Consider the following 21,478-nt stretch of genomic DNA (forward strand, 5'->3'; position numbering starts at 1 on the left):
AATTAATTCATAAAGAAGGCTGTCGAGACTTTCTCGACAGCCTGAGTCCACTTTTGTGGACTCTTTCTTGCGTTCTGGGGATGAGAACCCCAAATGGGGTTCGTCGGAGCATCAACTGCGTTAGCATAATCATCGCAGTCTCGACCAAAGGGAGAGTACCCCGACTGGCACGTAATATAAAGAGAGTCCACTTTTGTGGACTCTTTTTTACGTTCTGGGGGATGAGAACCCCCACTTTATTTTACTCCTATCTTGTCCTTGCATCGTTCCACCCATATGCTGTCCATCTTTTGAAGTCTGTTCTTAGTCAGATTCTCCTTCAACACCCAGCGAATGTCCTTATTTTCATAGTTAAGCCATGGCTGAAAGGCATTTTTACCTTGGTCAGGATACGCCGCAATGGCTACCGACCAACAGTAGGCGAGCGCTTTTTTCAAAACGAGAAATCCATCTTCTTTTCTATTATCTTCTATTAATAACGATGAAGTTGTCTGGTTTAAAATAATGAACAACTTTTCACCATACCTTGCATCTTTCAACAACTTTGGCTCACATATAGCGGCTACGGCTGCTCTTTGCTCTAGTAACCTCTCAACGCTCCATATTGCCATTTCCGAAAGAAGTCGCTCCATATTGTACTCACCATATATTTGCAATGCCATTGCGACGCTTTCCCTAATCCTCCAACGAGAATCTGAAGCATATCTTTTCAATTGAACCCAATACTCTTCTTTACCTTGGGCGAGCAATTTCCCTAATCCCACAACTCCGCACATCACAATAAACTCATCCGGTGAATCACCATGATGATCATCTTCTACTTGAAAATCCAAGAAACTTCGGAAGATCTCCTCATTCCCCAACTCCGCGGCTACATAGAGCAAGGTTAAATTTGCTCGTGGGCCTGGTAAGCCTGAACTCTGTAACAAATACGATTCCCACTTAGGTAAGACGAGTAGATCATTTTTATAAATTTCCTTTTGATTCATTTTTACCACCTCTACTTAAAATTGTAAGCGGCAAGCCATTAGAACCCTAGGGAATTAATCACATGCATTCTTCACTCTTTTAATTCAAATTTGAGGATTATCTATCACTTGGAGTACAATGAATGAAAAGGCAAGAGGCTTATTTGAAATTGTGTAGCTTGCTTTGCACGACGATCATTCAATGGTGTGTGGCTCACAAAACTAAGCACATGCTTACGTAGTAAGTTTTGCACGACGATCATTCAATGGTGTGTGGCTCACAAAACTTTGAGGAGGTATTATATGAGTTTTTCTTTATCAAATGGGGAGATATATGATTTCGAGGTTCAAAAGATTAATGGGGAGACGACAACTCTTGAAGATTATAAAGGTAAGGTTCTGCTCATCGTTAATACAGCCAGCGGTTGTGGCTTGACTCCGCATTACAAGGGGCTACAGCAGCTTTATAGTACTTATAAGGACAAAGGTCTTGTTGTCCTCGGATTTCCTTGTAATCAGTTTGCTGGACAAGAACCCGGTACGGAAGAAGAAATCCAACATTTCTGCGAAATAAATTATCAGGTAAGCTTCCCGCTCTTCGGCAAAATTGATGTCAAAGGCGAGAATGCTCACCCGCTATACAAATATCTGGTAGAGAACACTCCAGCTCCTTATCACACTGGAGAGATTGAATGGAATTTCGTGAAATTCCTGATCGATCGGAGTGGTAATATAGTTAAACAAATCCCGGCACGTACGGAGCCCGAAGCTCTAGAAGCTGATATTCAGCACCTCTTGGAGAATTAGATATTCCCCATTTGCCGACTAAATTCCGCGCAAAGCATGATCTACTGGGATATAAGTATAGCCCAAGCTATTTGCCACTGCCTCATTTGTCACGGATCCGTTCATCACATTAATACCTCGAGCGAGCGCAGGATTTTCGGCTGCGCTTTTTTTCAATCCTTGATTAGCCATTTGCAGCGCATATGGAATCGTAACATTGGTCAAAGCTAGTGTGGAGGTCCGAGCAACCGCTCCCGGCATATTGGCTACCGCATAATGAATAACCCCATGCTTCACATACGTCGGATTACTATGAGTTGTCACCCGATCAATCGTCTCAATAGATCCTCCCTGATCGATAGCTACGTCCACAATTACTGAACCTTCCGTCATTTGTTGAACCATATATTCCTTAACTATCTTTGGTGCGCGCGCTCCTGGAATTAGTACGGCCCCAATTAATAGATCAGCTTTTTTAATTTCCTGCTCCAAATGGTACGAGTCCGACATAATCGTCCTTACACGCCCTCCAAAAACCTCATCAATATAACGCAACCGATTAGCATTTAGATCTAGCAGAGTAACACACGCACCCATACCCAGTGCAATTTTCGCTGCGTTCATACCAACCACGCCACCACCAACAATAACTACTTCTGCAGGTGAAACTCCGGGAACTCCACCAAGTAGAACACCTTTTCCACCATGGGGTTTCTCTAGAAACTGCGCCCCGACCTGAACCGCCATTCTACCTGCTATTTCACTCATTGGTGTCAGTAGTGGTAGTGAACCATCTTCCTGCTGTACCGTCTCATATGCCACTGCACTTACCTTACTCTTAACTAAGGCTTCGGTTAATTGCGCCTCTGGAGCCAAATGAAGATACGTAAAGAGAATCAAGCCTTCATGCAGAAATCCGTATTCCTCCGGCTGCGGTTCTTTCACTTTCATAATCATCTCAGCAGAGGTCCACACTTCTTCAGCAGTGGCAAACAACTCTGCTCCTTTAGCTTTGTATTCGTCATCCGTAAATCCGCTACCCACCCCTGCACCTTGCTCAATCAACACCTGATTTCCGCTCTTGATTAAGGTTTCGACTCCGGCTGGTGTAATTGCAACACGGTTCTCATTATTTTTTATTTCCTTGGGTATTCCTACTCGCATGTTTAAACTTCCCTTCGTATTAGAGAAATATGGACTACATCAAATGAGACTTATTTTATTTGAAAATTATATTATCACACGGTTTTTCATATGTCATTTCTATCTGAATTACATACCTATTCTATTACATAGCAAACAACCTCCACTCTATCGTCTTCAAAGACGAACAAGGGAGGTCACCACTATTGCTATAACAACTTATCGCTTAACTTTTCGGTTATTAAACCAGAGCGGAACACGAAACACCAGATTGATCAGAAGTACGATGAATACGAGTACCGCCGCTGACATATCTGCAATTTGTCGAGCATCTTCTACGATCGCCTCTGACTGAACGTACCACAAGTGAACTGCAAGCGTCTCCCCTGGTGAGAATAAGTTGAAGTCCCACATTGCCCCTGAAGTACTAAGCCCTGCTGTCAAAAGGATTACAGCTGATTCACCAAAAGCACGTCCTGCTACCAAACAAACACCAGTTATGATTGCATTCATAGCTACAGGAATAACAACTGTACGGATGCTTTGATATTTAGTTGTGCCCAGTGCAAATGCTGCATTACGCAAATCGTTTGGAACTGCCCGTATAGCTTCCTCCGTAACACGTGCCAGCATGGGTAAGTTCAGGAACGCAAGACTCACCGCTCCCCCGAGTATTGTCAGTCCAATACCAAAATACTCAGCAAAAATCGCAAGTCCTAATAAACCAAATACTATGGATGGGACAGAAGCCAATGATTCCACACAAATGCGTAGTACCTCAGTAAATTTATTCTTTGGTGCATATTCTGCCATATAAATACCTGCACCCACCCCGATTGGAAGCGAGATTAAGAGCGATAAGAACAGAACATAGAATGAGTTAAATAACATCGGTCCAATTCCGCCACCAGCATCAATCTCTTCGGGTAACTTCACTAGAAACTGCGGTGTAATCCACGGGAGACCTCTACTCAGAATCGTGAATAATAGCCAAAAGATAAACAACATAATGACGGCTCCCAAACCATAGAAGCAAACCGTTGCAAACCGATCCCAGAATAAGGATCTTCTATTTTTACGCGATGGTGTGAAGGCACTCATGATTCAGCTCCCCCTTTTCTACCCAGAAAGCGAATAAACAGGATGAGGATAAATGAAATGACTAACAGGAGGAATGCCATCATATGTAGCGCATAATTCCAAGTAGAGTCGAACTCAACATTCGAAATTTGCATGACGATATTACTAGTCAATACTGATGTCGAAGCAAATAATGACTTGGCTAACTGCGGTGTATTACCGATCACCATCACGACAGCCATCGTCTCCCCAATCGCGCGGGTCATGCCCAGAATAATAGCCGCAATGATGCCACGCCCAGCAGAAGGAAGAATAACTTTAAAAATACTCTGCAATCGAGTAGAACCCAGCGCATAGGCAGCTTCACGATACTTCTTAGGTACAGCTCCTATTGCATCATCACTGATTCGACAGATCGTAGGTAAGATCATAATTGTAAGTACTAACGCTGCTGCAAGCAAGCCATCTCCTAAGCTTTCTCCACTTAGCTCGCGGAGTAGCGGCAGGAGGATAGTTAACCCTAAATATCCGTAAACGATTGAAGGAATTCCTACCAGCAAATCGAGAATAGGCCGAATTATCGTCTTCATCCATTTTGGAGCAATTTCTGCGATCAGAATGGCCATGCCAACTGATAACGGTACAGCAATGACTAAAGTCAAAGCAGTCAACGACAAGGTATTAAGAATAAATAATGCGGCACCAAACTTTCCCTCTTCAGGGGTCCAATCAAAAGAGAAGAAATATTGTGCTAGTGAAATATCTTTAAAGGTAAGGAATGCCGTTTTACCAATAAAAAAGATAACTAATGCCAAAACGAAACAAAGTGTCAAAATGCTGAAAAGAAAATAATTTTTAAACAGCTTATTCACGAAACTCGCCTTTATTTGCTGTTTGGATAGATGGGTATAAGACTTTTTATTATATACCGTCTCACTTTGAGCACCAGTATCTTGGACAGGTGTATTCACCCTAGTTCCTCCTATACAGCAACCAGCCCCGTCATTTGGGGCTGGTTGCTTGAATACTATGAGATTCATATTCTGTTAGAAATTATTTCATAGCTGAGATCGGAATGAATTTCAATTTTTTCAGGGAACTATCTTGGAACTTCTTGCTTTGTACATATTCGATAAATTCCTTAGTAGCTCCAGTTGGTTGACCTTTTGTCATGTAGTAACCATAAGACCAAATCTTGTATTTACCATTAATAACATTATCAGTAGTAGCTTCCACACCATTATGCTTCAAGGCTTTGACGTCACTACCTGTGATGTAAGTCAAGTCAATGTAACCAATCGAGTTAGGAGTTGTAGCAACCGCAGTCTTCATATCACCACTGGATCCAACTTCTTTGTAGTTCTTTTCTTTCTTAACAATGTCTCCACCGTCAAGTGCTTTGGATTGATAGTTAACGCGTGTACCTGAACCGAATGAACGAGTAATGACTACGATATCTTCATCTGCGCCACCAACGTCTTTCCAGTTCGTGATTTTACCGGAGAAGATGCCCTTCAACTGCTCTGTTGTCAGACTATCAACTTTTACACTCTTATTAACAAATGTAGCGAACGGAATAACTGCTACTTTATTCGCTACTTGACCTGTGAAGGCTTTGAACCCTGGTACATCAATACTTGCATCCCAGTCACATGCTCCAATGTCAGCAATTCCTTTTTTAACTGCTTGTGGCCCTGTTACTGAACCTTTACCAGAAGCTGCGATCTTAACTTTAGGGTGCAGCTTTTGGAATTCCTTTGCTGCTTGCAGCGTCATCGGAAGAAGAGCAGTAGAACCATTTACTGTAATTTTACCTTTAAGATCATCCTTGGCCCATGCTGCACCTGCAAGTGCTGATGTCAGAAGGACAGCCGAAGCTACCGTAACTAGAGAAAGCTTTTTGAAAAATTTCATTTTTATTATTACCCCTTTCGAGTCCTAAATTATTTTGTTAGTTCAGTAGTCTTACTACCTTGAACCAATACGACTTTGCCATCTTCAATCAGAACTAAAACTCCAGTTGGAGAAGCACTTACCTCTGAAATATCATTCGTAGTGCTGTACAATTCTGTTTTTGCACCGGCAGCATCAAGTTGGAAAACTTTATTACTTCCATCTGCTGCTGAAGCAAGAACGATCCATTTACCTGCAACCCATTCACTAGAAATGATATCAACATCTGCGACTAGGTTCGTTACGCTAGCTCCGTCTGCAGAGATAACTTTTAGCACATTATTAGCTACTACACCATCTGGATCCGCACTGACATATACAGTTCTACCGTCTGCAAGCAAGGAGAGGAACATTTTATTATCAAGTTCTTTCGTCAATTGAACTGGTTTGGCTCCCTTTGTTGAAGTGTCCAGTGAATACACTTGAGTACCTGCTTTGGAGTAATCTATTTCTAGTGATTCTTCGGTACCTGCTTTATCAGTAGAAGCTACCCCAGTAACGTTAACGAAATACACAATCTTTTTGCCATCGTCAGATACTTGAATTTCAGCCTTGTTCTCAACTTTATCAGCAAGTAACTCTGTAACTTTACCTGTATCAACTGTTATGTATGCAAGTTTCTCTTGTTTGTCACCTTGAACGAAGTAAATCTTCTTGCTATCCGCCGACCATTTTAAATCTGTTTTAACCGAGCTATCTGTTCCCACTTTTTTCACTAAACCCGTACTCAGGTTTACTAGATTCAGAACACCATTCTCATTTGTAAATGCGCCGTAACTATGATCTGGAGAGATGGCTGCTCCAATCGTATTCTCGTTAGATGAGAACACCTCATACTGCCCTTGTGCATTCAACTGGAATAGTTGTAATCCTGCATCACTTTCTCTTGTGGCGATCACATTCTCATTCACGTTAAAGACTGGTGCAGAAAATTCTCCATCTAGACGTGCAATACTCCGTAATTCTTCTGCATTAACCTCGCCACCTAATGACTCTACGATAGAATTAAGTTCAACATAATGTGTACCTGAAACATTTTGTGGGGCAACAGTAAATTGTGATGTATTACCATCCACCTGATAGTTCTTATCACCTGTTGTAATGAGAACATTGTGCTCAGTCACATTATTTGTAATAACCAGGTTTGATCCACTACGCTTAATACTTGCTCCGATGTTATCGGACAAATCTCGTAACGAATATAATGTAACTTTATTAACTTGAACTGATCTCAAGGTCACCAAGTTACCATCAATCAATACACTTTTGTTCGACACCTTTAATTGAGCTGAACTTGCCTTTGCAGGAGTTACATTAACGTTTGCTGCTGCGCCTGCAGTTCCAACCGCTACAGCTGAAGATACCAACGCGGAAGCGAGAAGCATTCCAACTACTTTACTTTTCTTCATCATATTCACCCTTTTCATATCGCATAAATAGCTATACCTTGATTCTCGTATACAATTGTTAAATCAATTCTTGTGATTTGTAATAGTTTGTAAAATCGCAAGAATATATTGTAAAAACAATATTTCGTGAACAAAATTAACCTATTTACTTTATATTTCTAGTGATCTATACTCGATAGTGAGTACTCACTCACTTTTCTAAAAAGGAGAGATCACATGACTCATCCCACTTCTGTTATAAACGTGTCACATGCAGGCAAAAAGTTCGGAGCAAAAAGTGTTCTGGAGGACATTACCCTGGAGGTACAGCCCGGTGAGACATTTGGTCTTCTAGGTCCCTCTGGTTCAGGAAAGACAACGCTAGTCAAACTGTTGAGTGGGATCGATGAAGCCTCCTCAGGTGAAATCCACGTATTCGGAACGTTAATGCCGAAACTATCTATGTTAAATCGAATCGGCTACATGGCCCAATCAGATGCTTTGTACACTGAACTTAGTGCGTTAGAAAATCTGCAGTTCTTTGCCGCTATTTATGGGCTTAATGGATCAAGAAGACGGCAACGCATCGCTGAAGTGATGGAACTCGTTGCTCTCAGCGATCACCTTCATAAACGTGTTGATCAATACTCGGGTGGAATGAAGCGTCGCCTATCTTTGGCCATTACATTACTCCATGAACCCTCCTTACTCATTCTCGACGAACCAACAGTTGGTATAGATCCGCTACTACGGAAGTCCATATGGGACGAATTAAAAATTCTCAATACTAAAGGAACTACGATCGTCATGACGACTCATGTAATGGATGAAGCAGAGAAATGCCATCGCTTGGGTATGATCCGTGATGGCCAACTACTAGCGGTGGATACTCCCGAGGCCTTAATTCAAAACGCAGGGAAAAATTCCATCGAGGAAGCTTTCATTTATTACGGAGGTGGGCAATCGTGAGAATTTGGGCTATTATACTACGGATTTTACAACAATTCAGACGCGACAAACGAACCTTAGCACTCATGTTTATCGCTCCTATATTTGTGCTTACCTTGATGAATATCGTATTCAACGGTTCACAATATGAACCAAAGCTGGGCTCCATCAACACTCCTGATGTTATGAATGAAAGGTTTGAGAAGCTCGGAGCCACCGTCTTGAAATACGAAACCCGTGAAGAAGCTGAGGCCGCCCTCGACGATCGTAAGATTGATGCCCTCGTGCAATCAAGTGAAGGCCTGCTTCAGGTGAAGATTGAGGGAAGCGAACCGTCTGTTAATAAGGCAGTTCTACTGCTTATGCAGAAAGTCGGAGAGGGGCTACAGTCCGATGTAGCTTCACCAAACTTGAGCATAACTTATCTTCACGGTTCCGAAGATATGACCAGCATCGATCAATTGGGCCCGATACTTATAGGCTTCTTTATCTTTTTCTTCGTATTTCTGATAGCGGGCGTATCCTTCCTTCGCGAACGAACAACAGGAACACTTGAGCGATTATTATCTACTCCACTGAAGCGGTGGGAAATCGTATTAGGTTACACAGGAGGCTTTGGACTTTTTACTATACTTCAAGCACTGCTCATTTCCTGGTACAGCATCAAAGTTCTTGGTATCCTCATGACAGGATCTTTCCTCTTCGTGTTGTTGCTGACACTGTTGATGTCCATGACCGCATTAACCCTTGGGACCTTGGTTTCAGCTTTTGCTAATAATGAGTTGCAAATGATTCAGTTCATTCCACTGATCATTGTCCCTCAATTCTTCTTGTCAGGTATGTTCCCTCTAGAAACACTTCCAGATTGGCTTCGGGGTTTTGGAGTCATCATGCCGCTTACCTACGGGGCGCACGCACTTACAAACGTCATGATCCGCGGTAAAGGCTGGGAGGCCATTGCAAGTGATGTTTATGTACTCATTGGTTTTTCATTGTTATTCATCCTCTTGAACATTTTAGCTTTACGTAAACACCGTAAAATTTAAATCCCGCTGGCTATTATGTTAATATAAAGAAGATAAGAGGGAGGAGCTACGCATGTCACAGCAAGAATCGATGGAACAATGGATTCATGAACTAAACAATATAGATGATGGAAAAATGACTCAAAAACAGTTCAAAATTATTGAAGCAGCCATCGAGGTATTTGCCGAGAAGGGATATGCTGGGTCGTCAACAAGCGAAATTGCGCAGAAGGCAGGTGTAGCGGAAGGTACGATTTTCCGGCACTACAAAACGAAAAAGGACTTGCTCCTATCCATCGTGTCGCCTATGATGAGTAAATTGATTGCCCCCTTTATAATAAAAAACTTTAAAGAGGTACTAGAGTCCGATTACCCAACATATGAAGATTTCTTATATGCCTTAATGATTAACCGACTCGAATTTGTGCGAAAGCATCACAAGATTATCAAAATCATGCTGCAGGAAATTCCATTCCAACCTCATCTTCAGACAGAATTCAAACAACACATTGGAACACATATTTTCCAGCGGTTAAGTGAAATAGCAGAATACTTCAAGAGTAAGGGAGAAATCATTGAACTCCCCACTCAGGAATTACTTCGTTATACAGCTTCCGTTATGATTGGAATGATCGCTACCCGTTTCTTGCTGATGCCCGATCAACCATGGGATGAAGAAAAGGAAGTCAGGGATACGATTCGACTGATCATGAATGGAATATCTGCAAAATAATTATAGCGAAACCACGATATTCAGAAGGTACGATACGAGTCTTTCCTCCTTGTGTCGTGCTTTCACTTTTAAATTCACCCTTGAACAAAAAGAACAATATGCTATAATATATAAGGTTACATCATGCGGGTGTAGTTCAGTGGCAGAACGCCAGCTTCCCAAGCTTGAGGCGAGGGTTCGATTCCCTTCACCCGCTTAATTTTCATAGTTGTTATAAACCTTTTAGCGATAAAGGTTTTTTTTATTTCATTTTATAAGAAGAACTGTCCGAGGAAACCCGCGGACAGTTTTTCTTTTACTGCGATGCTTACGCTATCGAAGTTGATGCTCCGACGAACCCCACTTGGGGTTCTCATCCCAGGAACATAAGAAAAGAGCCCACAAAAAGTGGACTCTTTCTAGTTACGTCCCAGGAGGGATTCGAACCCCCGACCGACGGCTTAGAAGGCCGTTGCTCTATCCAGCTGAGCTACTGAGACATGGTATGAAAAAAGTGATGCGTTATTTATTATAACGCATCTTGCCCTTTTTTCAAAGACTAATTTACATAGTTAATTTATTACGTTAAATATTGCTCCAATTTAGCCACAATATCGTTGTTAGAAAGCAAGTTTTCTTTGAACTGTTTTCTCTGTTGTGCTGGTTCGGGCCATCCGTGGTCTCCAAAGTTCTCTTCACTTACCACCGCGTAAGCGTCATGTAGATTATTATTAAACCAATCTATCTCTAAATCGGCATAACTTCGCACCATCCGTACAATGTCATACCCTGTACCACTACTATCCCTTGCAACGTAAACGAACAAGTCGGGATCGTCTACTGCACCCGGACTAACTTGTATTTCTGCGCAGGGAACCCCATTAAACTCTGCCATTCGTCTGAACTTAGCATCCTTAATATAATACATCAACGTATCCCCCTTATTTCGGGCTCATTTCCACTTCTACAAAAACGCCAAGTATCGCCCAATCCCATCACGCGTTTCCTTGGTGCCTAGTCGATAAATTTCACGGTATAGCTCATTCAAATGAGACTGATACCCAGCATTAACCTCCTCTTCCGGAGTATCAGGCCAAGGGTAGGTGAACGCGAGAAATGAACTCTCCTCTTTCTCAGCAATTCGCTCTAGCATCCCCCTTAGGTTATCTGCTTCCTCTGGGGTCGCTTCCACCGTCCATTCAAATGACGTGGCTCCCTGATCTTCAAGTATAGATCGACCTTGAACGGACAAGTGAAATAACTTTTTCTCCACCGCTAAACCTCCTTTTCATGCCTTATAGTCATAGTTTTCCTTATTGGACAGACATTTTATGCTCTTGTTCGGCATAATCTGTTATTACTTTTCGCCCAGAGCTGAACGGAGCGGTAGTCACAATAGAGAGAGGAGAAACCAACATGTGCGGAATAACAGGCTTTATTGAGTGGAATCGGGATCTGACAAGTGACTTGGACTTGGTATTGTCCATGACCTCTTGTCTAGAAAATAGAGGCCCTGACGCTCAAGGAACATGGATTTCAGGGCCAATTGCATTTGGTCATCGGCGGCTCAGTGTCATGGACCCCGAGAATGGAGCGCAACCTATGGTCATTTACGAGGAGGATGCTGTCTTCTCCATTGTATATAACGGGGAAATCTACAACGCTCCTGAATTAAGGGACGAATTGCAACGGAGAGGGGTCAGCTTTCGTACTCACTGTGATACTGAGGTATTGTTACAAGCATATATTCAATGGGGACCAGACTGTATCTCCCGGCTAAACGGTATCTTTGCCTTTGCCGTTTGGGATAGTGTAAGGAACCATGTGTTTTTTGCACGCGACCGGCTTGGAGTCAAACCGCTATTCTACAGTCAAATATCCGGTACATTTATTTTTGGTTCGGAACCAAAATCCATTCTTAAACATCCCAAATTTGAACCTGTCATTGGTCCTGAAGGGTTAGCTGAAATTTTTGTAATCGGACCGGCTCGTACACCAGGTCATGGGGTTTATCAAAATATGAATGAGCTCAAACCAGGTCATGCTATGATCTGGAGCCGTTCAGGCCTGCGCAGTTATGCCTACTGGAAACTCGAAGCCGAGCCGCACGGTGACAATGTGGAGGAAACGGCCTCAAATATTCGCAAGCTACTTCAAGATACGATGGACCGCCAACTGATCTCCGATGTTCCAGTATGTACTCTATTATCTGGGGGACTTGACTCAAGCGCCTTAACTGCACTCGCAGTCGATTATTACAAACGGACCGGCCAAGGTCAGATGCATACTTACTCTGTCGATTACGTCGATAACGACAAGCACTTTAAAGCTCATAGTTACCAACCTGGGGCCGACGCTCCGTGGATCAAACGAATGGTGGAGGAGCTAGGAACCGAGCATCATTGGATTACAATTGACACACCTGAACTCGTAGATTCCCTCCCAGATTCAACAATAGCCCGCGATCTGCCCGGTATGGTTGATGTCGATTCATCACTTCTACTCTTCTGCAGAGAAATCAAAAAAGGAGCCACGGTGGCCATCTCTGGTGAAGCCGCTGATGAAGTGTTTGGTGGCTATCCTTGGTTTCACCGAGAAGAGCTTCTGGGAGCTGGAACCTTCCCATGGTCCATTGCCACGGATCTCCGTGCCAGCCTATTATCTCCAGAAGTTCGTGATTGGATTTCACCCGAGAAATATGTTGCGAAAAGGTACAGCGAAGCCGTAAACGAAGCACCCAAGTTGGAAGGGGAGAGTGAGGCAGCGGCACGGATGCGCGTCATGTCCTACTTGAACATTACTCGCTTCATGCCGACCCTATTAGATCGTAAAGATCGAATGAGTATGGGTGCGGGACTTGAGGTTCGCGTTCCATTTTGTGATCACAGATTGGTCCAGTATGTATGGAACGTACCATGGGAGATTAAATCAACAGGGGACCGGGAGAAGGGGATCCTCCGTAAGGCATTAGAAGGAATTCTTCCTGAGGACGTACTTTATCGCAAAAAAAGTCCGTATCCTAAAACACATAATCCCGGATATTTACACGCAGTTAAAGAACAAATGCTGCAGATTTTGGATAATCCAGCTTCCCCCATTTTACCGTTGATTGATTCAGCTAAAATACGAGCTATAGCTGCTTCTCCAGAATCATCCTCACACCTTCCTTGGTTTGGCCAGTTAATGTCAGGTCCACAGCTATTTGCATATTTGACACAGGTAAACCACTGGCTAATTAAGTATCAGGTCGCCATTCGCTAGAAGAGCAAATTTATTATAAAAAAACGGCCCTGGAAGTAGCTAACTACTTCCAGGGCCGTTCTATAATTTAGATTAACTAACGCTGTTTCAATTTTTCAGTTAGTTCCCGTAGTGCTGCGCCACGATGACTGATAGCCTGTTTTTCTGTGAGGCTAAGCTCTGCCATCGTCTTCTCATATGCTGGCAAATAGAACAACGGATCGTATCCGAACCCGCCACCTCCGGCTGGCTGTGAAGTAATCCACCCTTCTACCGTTCCGGAAGCCTCAACAAACTGTCCATTCGCTGGATCATACAACGCTAAATGACATACAAATCTTGCGGGACTCAGTAACGGCTGTTCCGTATCTTCTCCCTGATGTAATTGTTCCAGTTCACGAAGTAGCTTCATATTGTTTGTTTCGTCTGTAGCCCCTTCACCAGCATATCGAGCTGAATACACTCCTGGTGCTCCATCAAGCTGGTCTACACAGAGACCTGAATCATCGGCAAGAACGGGTAAGCCAAGCAGGTCACCAACGGTTTTCGCCTTCTTACGGACATTATCCATAAAGGTCTCACCGTCTTCCACGACCTCAGGCACGTCAGGATAATCATACATACTCAGTACGGGTTTACCCAAAAATGCAAGAGCATGCGCAAATTCCTTGACTTTACCTTTATTCCTCGTAGCTACAATAATGACGTCTGCCGCTTGCTGAATCATACGTTACTTCCTGTTTGTCCACTACCAATCTTAAGAGCGATCGGCCCTAATACTTCTTGTTGCTGTTTAATCATCTCATAAATACCTTGTTCGGCAAGCTTCAGCATTGAATCCAGTTCGTTTCTGGAGAACGGTTTCTCTTCACCAGTTCCCTGTACCTCAACGAATTGGCCTTGTCCCGTCATGACAACGTTCATATCCACTTTAGCTTTAGAATCCTCTTCATAGTTCAAATCAAGCAACAACTCTTCGCCTACGATCCCTACACTGAGGGATGCTAGATAATCCGTAATTGGAAATACAGGTAGATTATGTTTCTGAACAATCTTATTTATTGCGATTGCCATCGCGATGAACGCTCCTGTAATTGAAGTCGTACGCGTGCCACCATCTGCTTGCAGTACATCACAGTCAACGGTAATCGATCGTTCACCTAGTGCTTGCAGATCAACAACTGAACGAAGTGAACGACCAATCAATCGCTGAATTTCCATTGTACGGCCACTCAACTTACCTCTCGCTGCTTCTCGCTGATTCCGTGAATGAGTTGCCCGAGGGAGCATTGAGTACTCTGCAGTTACCCAGCCTTTTCCTTGACCCTTCATGAACATTGGAACCTTCTCATCCACTGTCGCCGTACAAATCACTTTGGTATCTCCGACTTCAATGTACACTGAACCTTCAGCGTATTTATTCACATTAACCGTTAAATTCATCGTCCGCCGCTGAGTTGCCTCACGTCCGTTTATTCTCATCGTTAACTGCCTCCTACATTACATGCTGTCTATATGCTTTCCCCATTCTATCAAAGTGTAAGCATAAAAGCACCATTTGAAACCTCTTTACTGTGGTAAACTCGCTTGGGACATGACGCCTTGTGCGAAGAAAAGGGAATAAAAAAGGAGACGTTTTTCGTCCCCCTTCCCATTTCTTATTCTATAAAGGAATTTGATTAATCAATTCCGGTCGCGAGACTGGCTCACTATACTTCTGATTATCCAAACCAACTACATCTTTTTGTCCATTCAGCCAAATCCGTACTTTATCCCCCTTAGCATTCTCCGCTACTGTTAATACCAGCGATTGCATCATCTGAGCCGGCGGCTTCTCACCGACCTCAAACATCTCATCTTGGATCGATACCGTCACAATACCATCATTAGATACGGTTACTCCGTCCACCGCAGTATTATCAGTGAGAACTCGCTCCAAGCCTGCGCCCTTTATAGGTCCTTTTATCAATTCACTAAGTGCAGATTGTACGAGATCACCCTGAGCTGGTACAAATCGAGTGACCGGCACGAAATATTGAACCCCGTCCTGCGTCTCTGCCGAGAAAAATACGGTAACTGCACTTGTTCCTGATAGGCTTGAACCACCATCAAATTCTAAATTGATCCCCAAAGAGCGGTTTAATGGGCGTTCCAGCGATGTTCCGTCGACTGGCATTTCACTTAACTTCTCGCCGTCTACCCACAATTGAACATTCTGTATCTCTGGATTTCCTGTTAATGTCCAAGTGACCGCCTCAAGAATCTTCCGTTCATCTGCGGCTTCATATTGATTAAACGACTTGCTGAATTCCACAACCGCCAGTTTCTCATCCTTCTTAACTGTAACAGCTTTCACTTCTGTACCTTTCGGAAGTACACCCCTAAACCCAGACGGGATCAATGAAGTATATGGTCCGTCTTGGACAAGCATATCGAGTGTTCTGTTCAGTTTCTCTGCATCTGAACCTGTCGGCAAATGGAGTGCCACCGGAGCTAGAAGCCCCTTTTCATTCTCCAGATAAACCGTGAAGAGCTTGTCCCCAGCCGTCAGGCTTGTCTGTTCTGTAGGCGTAAGCCCCATCTCCAACATTTGAGCCTCAACCTCTGGTGGTGGTGGATCGATTTGAGCTGAAGAGCTCGCTCCAAAGTAACTGCAGCCTGATAGCATTAGTGGGAGTGTTAATACGCCAACAGCGATTGTACGACGAAGATTAGTATTCCATTTCATGAACGGGTTCCTCCCTAACATTTTTCTATGGTTTGTATTACTATATATACGAGCCTCTTTTCGAAAAATACTATATTTTTTTCAAGAAGTGGGCACACTCCATCATGTTCAGTCCGATATAAAAATAGTGAGGGGTAGAGGTGATTGGAATGGAACAACCAAAAGCAAAAGTACCATACAGCTTAAATAGCAAAAAAGTAGCTGACGCAACGAAAGAATGGCTTCACAAACGCGGTGTTACCACACTGGAAATAGCCGAGCTTGTCATGCTATTACAACAGAAATACTATCCGAGTCTAACCATGGAGGAATGCATACATAACGTAGAGCAGGTACTCAGCAAGCGAGAAGTACAAAACGCGGTATTGACCGGTATTCAACTTGATATTCTTGCCGAACAGCAATTGTTGATCCCTGAGCTTCAAGATATGATCTCCCATGATGAAGGACTCTATGGAGTAGATGAAATACTTGCATTCTCCATTGTCAACGTTTATGGCAGTATTGGATTTACGAATTACGGATATGTAGATAAGTTAAAACCAGGTGTATTGGATCGACTAAATGACAAGAGTCTTGGACCTTGTAATACCTTTCTGGATGATATCGTAGGAGCTGTCGCAGCATCTGCCAGCAGCCGAATTGCACATCGTAAGCAAGCGGAACGTGAGATAGAAATTGAGGAAGAAGTAACTGACAAAGATAATCAGTAGAAGATAATGAGTAATAGTATAGAGTTAATAAACAAAGAAGCCGCGAATAGTCGCGGCTTCTTTGTTTATTTTATAGAAGAAAAAAGTATCATTCCAGCATCAGTAGGCGATATCTTCTCTACCACACGCCCTTGATCAACAAGATGAACAAGGTGCGCTAATGCTTCTGACATAGCAAAGCGCATTTGATGAATACCTAGATCATTTCCGAATAACGCGGTACATATCTCAAAACCACTTTGCGAAGATTGTTGCAATAATGCCTCAATTCGTAACAACCTTTCTTCATGGTGTTTAATGAGTCCATTCGTACGCTCTGCAAAATGAGAGAATGGATTGCGATGCCCAGGAAAGGCTAACTTAACATCTAACTCACCTAACTTGACCAGTGAGTCTATAAAGGAACGTAGCGGCTGGGAATCGCTTCCCGGTAATAAGCTCACGTTAGGAGAGATTTGCGGTAGAACAGAATCACCGCATAAGATTATTCCTCGCTCTATGTCATAGAAGGATAAATGTCCTGGAGCATGGCCAGCAGTCTCAATCGCAAGCCAGTTGCGCCCACCCATGCAGACATAACTCCCTTCCGTTATATAAGTGATATTTGGAGATGGTGTAACTTGGGGAATAAACCCATCCAAGTGCTCCGCGATTTGTTCACTCCATATGGCGGGCATGCCATGACGACGAAACAACCGTGGGAGTTCTTCACACATCATGCTATCCTTCCCCCACATTCTCAGCGATTCCTCGTGAGCACGGCGAGACATCGTCACTGAAGCACCTGTCAACGACTGCATATACCCCGCCAGACCGTAATGATCGGGATGATGATGTGTTAGGACGATCGAGGTAATCTCCTGTGGAAGGATTCCGAGCTCGTGCCAAGCTTCCTCCCACTCCGCTTCCGAGGTCTCTGTGCGCGGTCCCGGGTCTATAATAGTAATTCCCTCCGGTCCACGCAAAAGATAGCTATTAACCCAGCGCAGCGGAGGCGCCATTGAAATACGTACCCTGGTGATTTCCTCTTCATTCCAATCCTTAATATCTGGAATTGTCGTCATGCTAATGTTCCTACCAATATCATTCTTGGGGACGACTTCATATCATAATTTTCCTCTTCGTACCCTCCATGTACTTTGTCCAACTGCAGACCTGCCTCGGTCAACATAGCAAGAAATCTATCGTAAGAATACAGCTTGATTCGTTCCAGATAGTGTCTCGGCTTAACTAATTCTTTGTCTCCTTCAGGTCCCTCTTGGCAAATTGTTATATGCTTCTCCACATAACCGTCTGCAATCCTACGATTCTCAATAATAAGTTGTCCTGAATCCATCCTTTCCGAATAAGGGATCAAATGTGTTTCTATGTAGGATGGATTGAGGAAATCGATGATAAAACGTCCCTTTGGTTTTAACATTCTAGCGATCTCTTTGAGTACTTTTGTATGCTCTTCGTCTTTCTCGAAATAACCAAATGAAGTGAACAAGTTAACGACGGCATCATATCCACCATGAAGCGGTAATTCTCGCATGTCCGCTCTCAGCCATTCAACTAGGTTATCAGGATCGTTTCGCTTTGCTTCACGCAGCAATACATCCGACAAGTCAACGCCGGTCACTTCATATCCAGCTTCCACAAGTGCCATTGAATGACGGCCCATTCCACAGCAAAGGTCGAGTAACCTCGCTCCTTGTGACAGCCCCAACCAGGAAATCATTTTATGTACTTCACGTCTTGCTCCTTGCACATCACGGTGTTTATATACGAGTAAGTAATCCTCTCCAAAGCTTTTCTCATACCATTCAGCCATCACATTCATCCCTCCCTTTGTTGTTTACGTGTAAGACTCGGTATCGTCATTCTCATTCTTTTAATTGTACCTCTACTGTTATGAAACTCAAGCTCTGATTTTGGTAAGAAATAATAAAAACAGCGAAAGCTATGATGGGCTTCCGCTGTTCAGTCTTAAATATCTAAACTCTACTCCTTACTCTGAAGGAGTCTCTGTTGTAACTTCTTCGTCTGCTTTGTCGGTCAAAGTATTAGTGATGGTAGCTTTGCTCCGAACATCTTCAAACCATGCCGCGGAAAGCTCAGATACTTGCTGGGACACAAGCCCCTTCCGGATCTCTTCTTTCTTCTCTTCCAGCGTAGCTTCATGTGCTTCTTTGCGATCGGTCAGCTTAATTACTATATATCCTTCAGTCGTTTTGATCGCACCGCTAATCTCATCCTTAGCCAATTTAAAGGCAGCTTCCTCTACCGCAGTTTCTTTCTCACCGCGACCATAGAAATTAGTGTCTCCACCCATGTCTTTTGTTAGCGTATCGAGCGACTTACTCTTAGCTAACTCGGCAAAATCCGCGCCACCCTCAAGTTCCTTAATAATATCGTTCGCTTCTGCTTCAGTTGCTACAAGAATAACCGAAGTGCGCACTTGTTCCGGTGTATCAAAGGATGCTTTGTAAGTGTCAAATATCTCCTTGATTTGTTCGTCGGTCACTGTAATTTGTGGTTCTAGTAACTTGGTTAATGTTAGGTTTTCACCAATAGTTTTTCTCAACACTTCCTCCGTCATTCCGGATTGAGTAAGAGCCAACTTATAGTTTTCTTCTGAACCATAATAGTCTATATACCCTTGGATCTCTTTTTGGATATCAGCTTCCGGGATGGTGATCTTAGCCTTCTCCGCTTCCTGCTTGACTAGTTCCTTTTTAATCAATGCGTCAAGGACTGTTTCTGCACCTGCACCTGGAGCTGTTAACTCATCATAAAAAACATCTTTGCTAATTTTTACTCCGTTTACAGTAGCAACTGCCTCAGACTTGCCTTTGCCAAGTGGTTGTACAATCAATACGACAATGAGTAGAGCAGCAAGTACGAGGGAAACGATTGGCCAAACTTTACCCGACACTGTTGGTCTCGGATTTTCAGGACTAGTAGGAATGGCTAAATTTGCAGGATCAAAATATCCTGGATTCACAACAGCATCCTTATCGTCATCAGCGAGGACATCCGCGTTTGGTTGTGGTTCTTCTGCAACTTCAACCTGACCCTCTTCATTTGCACCAAGTAAAGCTTGTCTCTCTTGATCTGCAGTTTCCTCAAAAACTTTCTCTGAAGTTTCTTGATCTGTTGTTTCTTCCCCCTGTGGTACCTCTAATTCTTTTTTATCTTTATCTTCCATTCGACTTGTGACTCCCTTCATTTTTTAAAGCTATTAACCACGTTCTCTTTAATGACTTTAACAGAATACTCCTAACTTAACATTAAAGAATAATTAAAATAAGTGACGTGTTTTTTAATTTTATTTTAAGAAACATCCTAACCTAGGCATCCCGATTTCTTTTATCTGCCGAAAAGTAGTAAAATAATGAGGTAAAACAAGTTTGGGAGGATATGACAACCATGAATTATGAAACCTATTTCCAAAATCACAGAGAACAACACTTAGAAGAGCTTAAAGAGTTGCTCAGAATTCCAAGCATTTCAGCACTATCAGAGCACAAATCAGATATTACTCAAGCGGCGAACTGGATAGCTGATAAACTTCGCCAAGCGGGAATGGACAAAGTTGAGGTTCATCCTACGACAGGAAACCCTGTAATATACGCGGAACATCTACAAGCTCCTGGTTGCCCCACAGTATTAGTCTACGGACATTACGACGTACAACCTGTCGACCCACTGCACTTGTGGGAAACACCGCCATTCGAACCTACGATCCGAGACGGGAAATTATACGCACGTGGTGCAACAGATGATAAAGGCCAACTGTTCCTTCATATCAAGGCGGTTGAAGCGATCCTCAAAGAAGAGCAAAAACTTCCTGTTAACATTAAGTTCTGCATCGAGGGTGAAGAAGAAATATCTAGCCCGAGTCTACCTGCTTTTTTGGAATCCCATGCGGAGATGCTTGCTGCCGACGCTATCTTGATCTCAGACACCTCATTACTTGAACCCGGTAAACCTGCCATTTGCACTGGACTTCGTGGCTTATGCGAGCTAGAGATTTCCGTACATACTGCGAATACAGATCTTCATTCCGGTACGTTCGGGGGAGGAGTTCCCAATGCACTTCATGCGCTCGTTTCCCTGTTAACTTCACTTCACGATGAACAGGGTCGTGTCGCTGTAGAGGGATTTTACGAAGGAGTACATGATCTGACCCCAGAGATGCGTGAGGAATTTGCCAAACAGAAATTTAATGAAGATAAATTAAAAACTAGCCTCGGATTAGATTCATTATACGGAGAAGAAGGGTTTTCTTTCGTGGAAAGAACAGGGGCCCGTCCAACCTTAGAATTGAACGGGGTATATGGCGGCTTCCAAGGTGAAGGTTCTAAGACGGTAATACCTAAAGAAGCTCATGCTAAGATTACTTGCCGTTTGGTGGGGCAACAAGATCCTCAAGCTACACTCGACAAAGTCGAACGCCACTTGCATGCAAATATTCAATCCGGCGCTAAGATCACGGTGGTGAAAGGTGAAAGTGCCCGTGCATTTACCATAGATCCTTCAGACCCTATGTTGCAAAAAGCAGCAGATGCCTACGAGCGTATCTATGGTACTCGTGCCCTATTCACGCAAGATGGTGGGTCCATTCCAATCGTTGAAACATTATCCCGGGTATTATCAGCTCCTGCTGTCATGATGGGATTCGGCCTTCCGGATGAAAATCTGCATGCACCAAATGAACATTTTAACTTGGAGAATTTCGATAAAGGGATGCTGACCATCGTCGAATACTTGAAATCACTCTAAGTAAATAAGACCGAAAAAAGCAGCCTC

21 protein-coding genes and 2 tRNA genes are annotated in these 21,478 nt (G+C 43.2%); 8 read left to right on the plus strand and 15 right to left on the minus strand.

The window, feature by feature from the left end:
- Nucleotides 1–236: 236 nt before the first annotated feature.
- Nucleotides 237–989: a hypothetical protein gene (locus EJP82_RS00810; RefSeq protein WP_127190114.1), complete on the minus strand. Its 753-nt coding sequence runs from the start codon at nucleotides 987–989 to the stop codon at nucleotides 237–239.
- Nucleotides 990–1,271: 282 nt separating this feature from the next.
- On the opposite strand from EJP82_RS00810, the gene EJP82_RS00815 reads away from it, so the two are divergent.
- Entirely contained in the window at nucleotides 1,272–1,775 is a 504-nt protein-coding gene (locus tag EJP82_RS00815; RefSeq protein WP_127190115.1) for a glutathione peroxidase, read from the plus strand.
- Nucleotides 1,776–1,793: 18 nt separating this feature from the next.
- On the opposite strand, the gene ald is transcribed toward EJP82_RS00815, so the two are convergent.
- The 5 genes from ald to EJP82_RS00840 all read right to left on the minus strand — a co-directional run bounded on the left by ald (nucleotide 1,794) and on the right by EJP82_RS00840 (nucleotide 7,342).
- Nucleotides 1,794–2,918, minus strand: a complete 1,125-nt coding sequence (gene ald, locus EJP82_RS00820; RefSeq protein ID WP_127190116.1) for an alanine dehydrogenase — start codon at nucleotides 2,916–2,918, stop codon at nucleotides 1,794–1,796.
- A gap of 198 nt (nucleotides 2,919–3,116) precedes the next feature.
- Complete coding sequence (gene pstA / locus EJP82_RS00825) at nucleotides 3,117–3,998, minus strand: phosphate ABC transporter permease PstA (protein WP_127190117.1); 882 nt, start codon at nucleotides 3,996–3,998, stop codon at nucleotides 3,117–3,119.
- Nucleotides 3,995–4,948 (minus strand): phosphate ABC transporter permease subunit PstC, encoded by a 954-nt coding sequence (gene pstC, locus EJP82_RS00830; RefSeq protein WP_246053933.1) that lies wholly within the window; start codon nucleotides 4,946–4,948, stop codon nucleotides 3,995–3,997. Before pstC ends, pstA begins: the two co-directional genes overlap by 4 nt.
- 82 nt (nucleotides 4,949–5,030) lie before the next feature.
- Complete coding sequence (locus EJP82_RS00835) at nucleotides 5,031–5,891, minus strand: phosphate ABC transporter substrate-binding protein (RefSeq protein WP_127190119.1); 861 nt, start codon at nucleotides 5,889–5,891, stop codon at nucleotides 5,031–5,033.
- Between the two features lie 29 nt (nucleotides 5,892–5,920).
- The gene (locus EJP82_RS00840; RefSeq protein WP_170220092.1) at nucleotides 5,921–7,342 is read right to left on the minus strand and encodes a stalk domain-containing protein; all 1,422 of its coding nucleotides are present in this window, start codon (nucleotides 7,340–7,342) and stop codon (nucleotides 5,921–5,923) included.
- Between the two features lie 213 nt (nucleotides 7,343–7,555).
- Here EJP82_RS00840 and EJP82_RS00845 point away from each other — a divergent pair, with 213 nt between their 5' ends.
- The 4 genes from EJP82_RS00845 to EJP82_RS00860 all read left to right on the plus strand — a co-directional run bounded on the left by EJP82_RS00845 (nucleotide 7,556) and on the right by EJP82_RS00860 (nucleotide 10,220).
- Entirely contained in the window at nucleotides 7,556–8,287 is a 732-nt protein-coding gene (locus EJP82_RS00845; protein WP_127190121.1) for an ABC transporter ATP-binding protein, read from the plus strand.
- Nucleotides 8,284–9,312 carry an ABC transporter permease gene (locus EJP82_RS00850; RefSeq protein ID WP_127190122.1) on the plus strand — a complete coding sequence of 343 codons (1,029 nt, stop codon included), beginning with the start codon at nucleotides 8,284–8,286 and terminating at the stop codon, nucleotides 9,310–9,312. The genes EJP82_RS00845 and EJP82_RS00850 overlap by 4 nt, the downstream gene beginning before the upstream one ends.
- A gap of 52 nt (nucleotides 9,313–9,364) precedes the next feature.
- Nucleotides 9,365–10,024, plus strand: a complete 660-nt coding sequence (locus EJP82_RS00855) for a TetR/AcrR family transcriptional regulator (RefSeq protein WP_127190123.1) — start codon at nucleotides 9,365–9,367, stop codon at nucleotides 10,022–10,024.
- Nucleotides 10,025–10,149: 125 nt separating this feature from the next.
- A tRNA-Gly gene (locus EJP82_RS00860) sits at nucleotides 10,150–10,220 on the plus strand.
- Between the two features lie 209 nt (nucleotides 10,221–10,429).
- Here EJP82_RS00860 and EJP82_RS00865 read toward each other — a convergent pair.
- The 3 genes from EJP82_RS00865 to EJP82_RS00875 form a co-directional block, all read right to left on the minus strand.
- Nucleotides 10,430–10,503, minus strand: a tRNA-Arg gene (locus tag EJP82_RS00865).
- An 80-nt stretch (nucleotides 10,504–10,583) separates the two neighbouring features.
- Nucleotides 10,584–10,931, minus strand: a complete 348-nt coding sequence (locus tag EJP82_RS00870; protein ID WP_127190124.1) for a hypothetical protein — start codon at nucleotides 10,929–10,931, stop codon at nucleotides 10,584–10,586.
- A 36-nt stretch (nucleotides 10,932–10,967) separates the two neighbouring features.
- Nucleotides 10,968–11,276: a hypothetical protein gene (locus EJP82_RS00875; protein WP_127190125.1), complete on the minus strand. Its 309-nt coding sequence runs from the start codon at nucleotides 11,274–11,276 to the stop codon at nucleotides 10,968–10,970.
- Nucleotides 11,277–11,419: 143 nt separating this feature from the next.
- On the opposite strand from EJP82_RS00875, the gene asnB reads away from it, so the two are divergent.
- Nucleotides 11,420–13,264, plus strand: a complete 1,845-nt coding sequence (gene asnB, locus EJP82_RS00880; RefSeq protein ID WP_127190126.1) for an asparagine synthase (glutamine-hydrolyzing) — start codon at nucleotides 11,420–11,422, stop codon at nucleotides 13,262–13,264.
- Between the two features lie 76 nt (nucleotides 13,265–13,340).
- On the opposite strand, the gene EJP82_RS00885 is transcribed toward asnB, so the two are convergent.
- The 3 genes from EJP82_RS00885 to EJP82_RS00895 all read right to left on the minus strand — a co-directional run bounded on the left by EJP82_RS00885 (nucleotide 13,341) and on the right by EJP82_RS00895 (nucleotide 15,971).
- The gene (locus EJP82_RS00885) at nucleotides 13,341–13,970 is read right to left on the minus strand and encodes an XTP/dITP diphosphatase (RefSeq protein WP_127190127.1); all 630 of its coding nucleotides are present in this window, start codon (nucleotides 13,968–13,970) and stop codon (nucleotides 13,341–13,343) included.
- Nucleotides 13,967–14,725, minus strand: coding sequence for a ribonuclease PH (rph, locus tag EJP82_RS00890; RefSeq protein WP_127190128.1), 759 nt, complete (start codon nucleotides 14,723–14,725; stop codon nucleotides 13,967–13,969). The genes EJP82_RS00885 and rph overlap by 4 nt, the downstream gene beginning before the upstream one ends.
- Before the next feature lie 181 nt (nucleotides 14,726–14,906).
- On the minus strand, nucleotides 14,907–15,971 hold the full coding sequence (locus tag EJP82_RS00895; RefSeq protein WP_127190129.1) for a GerMN domain-containing protein: 1,065 nt from the start codon (nucleotides 15,969–15,971) through the stop codon (nucleotides 14,907–14,909).
- Between the two features lie 149 nt (nucleotides 15,972–16,120).
- Between EJP82_RS00895 and EJP82_RS00900 the strand changes: the two genes are divergently transcribed.
- A complete protein-coding gene (locus tag EJP82_RS00900) occupies nucleotides 16,121–16,684 on the plus strand; it encodes a phosphatidylglycerophosphatase A family protein (RefSeq protein ID WP_127190130.1) in 564 nt (187 codons plus the stop codon).
- 65 nt (nucleotides 16,685–16,749) lie between these two features.
- Here EJP82_RS00900 and EJP82_RS00905 read toward each other — a convergent pair whose 3' ends face one another.
- From EJP82_RS00905 to EJP82_RS00915, 3 genes are all read right to left on the minus strand, one after another.
- Nucleotides 16,750–17,748, minus strand: coding sequence for an MBL fold metallo-hydrolase (locus tag EJP82_RS00905; protein WP_127190131.1), 999 nt, complete (start codon nucleotides 17,746–17,748; stop codon nucleotides 16,750–16,752).
- The gene (locus EJP82_RS00910; RefSeq protein WP_127190132.1) at nucleotides 17,745–18,497 is read right to left on the minus strand and encodes a class I SAM-dependent methyltransferase; all 753 of its coding nucleotides are present in this window, start codon (nucleotides 18,495–18,497) and stop codon (nucleotides 17,745–17,747) included. The genes EJP82_RS00905 and EJP82_RS00910 overlap by 4 nt, the downstream gene beginning before the upstream one ends.
- 177 nt (nucleotides 18,498–18,674) lie before the next feature.
- Nucleotides 18,675–19,874 carry a peptidyl-prolyl cis-trans isomerase gene (locus EJP82_RS00915; RefSeq protein WP_127190133.1) on the minus strand — a complete coding sequence of 400 codons (1,200 nt, stop codon included), beginning with the start codon at nucleotides 19,872–19,874 and terminating at the stop codon, nucleotides 18,675–18,677.
- Nucleotides 19,875–20,095: 221 nt separating this feature from the next.
- Between EJP82_RS00915 and EJP82_RS00920 the strand changes: the two genes are divergently transcribed.
- Nucleotides 20,096–21,451 carry a dipeptidase gene (locus EJP82_RS00920; RefSeq protein ID WP_127190134.1) on the plus strand — a complete coding sequence of 452 codons (1,356 nt, stop codon included), beginning with the start codon at nucleotides 20,096–20,098 and terminating at the stop codon, nucleotides 21,449–21,451.
- Nucleotides 21,452–21,478: the final 27 nt, after the last annotated feature.

This window comes from Paenibacillus anaericanus (assembly GCF_003994475.1).
Lineage (GTDB): Bacteria > Bacillota > Bacilli > Paenibacillales > Paenibacillaceae > Fontibacillus > Fontibacillus anaericanus.

Excerpts from the sequence above, each read along its gene's own strand:
- EJP82_RS00810 (WP_127190114.1), bottom strand. The coding sequence starts at position 989 with ATGAATCAAAAGGAAATTTATAAAAATGATCTACTCGTCTTACCTAAG.
- EJP82_RS00815 (WP_127190115.1), top strand. The coding sequence starts at position 1,272 with ATGAGTTTTTCTTTATCAAATGGGGAGATATATGATTTCGAGGTTCAA.
- ald (WP_127190116.1), bottom strand. The coding sequence starts at position 2,918 with ATGCGAGTAGGAATACCCAAGGAAATAAAAAATAATGAGAACCGTGTT.
- pstA (WP_127190117.1), bottom strand. The coding sequence starts at position 3,998 with ATGAGTGCCTTCACACCATCGCGTAAAAATAGAAGATCCTTATTCTGG.
- EJP82_RS00835 (WP_127190119.1), bottom strand. The coding sequence starts at position 5,891 with ATGAAATTTTTCAAAAAGCTTTCTCTAGTTACGGTAGCTTCGGCTGTC.
- EJP82_RS00840 (WP_170220092.1), bottom strand. The coding sequence starts at position 7,342 with ATGATGAAGAAAAGTAAAGTAGTTGGAATGCTTCTCGCTTCCGCGTTG.
- EJP82_RS00845 (WP_127190121.1), top strand. The coding sequence starts at position 7,556 with ATGACTCATCCCACTTCTGTTATAAACGTGTCACATGCAGGCAAAAAG.
- EJP82_RS00855 (WP_127190123.1), top strand. The coding sequence starts at position 9,365 with ATGTCACAGCAAGAATCGATGGAACAATGGATTCATGAACTAAACAAT.
- EJP82_RS00870 (WP_127190124.1), bottom strand. The coding sequence starts at position 10,931 with ATGTATTATATTAAGGATGCTAAGTTCAGACGAATGGCAGAGTTTAAT.
- asnB (WP_127190126.1), top strand. The coding sequence starts at position 11,420 with ATGTGCGGAATAACAGGCTTTATTGAGTGGAATCGGGATCTGACAAGT.
- EJP82_RS00885 (WP_127190127.1), bottom strand. The coding sequence starts at position 13,970 with ATGATTCAGCAAGCGGCAGACGTCATTATTGTAGCTACGAGGAATAAA.
- rph (WP_127190128.1), bottom strand. The coding sequence starts at position 14,725 with ATGAGAATAAACGGACGTGAGGCAACTCAGCGGCGGACGATGAATTTA.
- EJP82_RS00895 (WP_127190129.1), bottom strand. The coding sequence starts at position 15,971 with ATGAAATGGAATACTAATCTTCGTCGTACAATCGCTGTTGGCGTATTA.
- EJP82_RS00900 (WP_127190130.1), top strand. The coding sequence starts at position 16,121 with ATGGAACAACCAAAAGCAAAAGTACCATACAGCTTAAATAGCAAAAAA.
- EJP82_RS00905 (WP_127190131.1), bottom strand. The coding sequence starts at position 17,748 with ATGACGACAATTCCAGATATTAAGGATTGGAATGAAGAGGAAATCACC.
- EJP82_RS00910 (WP_127190132.1), bottom strand. The coding sequence starts at position 18,497 with ATGGCTGAATGGTATGAGAAAAGCTTTGGAGAGGATTACTTACTCGTA.
- EJP82_RS00915 (WP_127190133.1), bottom strand. The coding sequence starts at position 19,874 with ATGGAAGATAAAGATAAAAAAGAATTAGAGGTACCACAGGGGGAAGAA.
- EJP82_RS00920 (WP_127190134.1), top strand. The coding sequence starts at position 20,096 with ATGAATTATGAAACCTATTTCCAAAATCACAGAGAACAACACTTAGAA.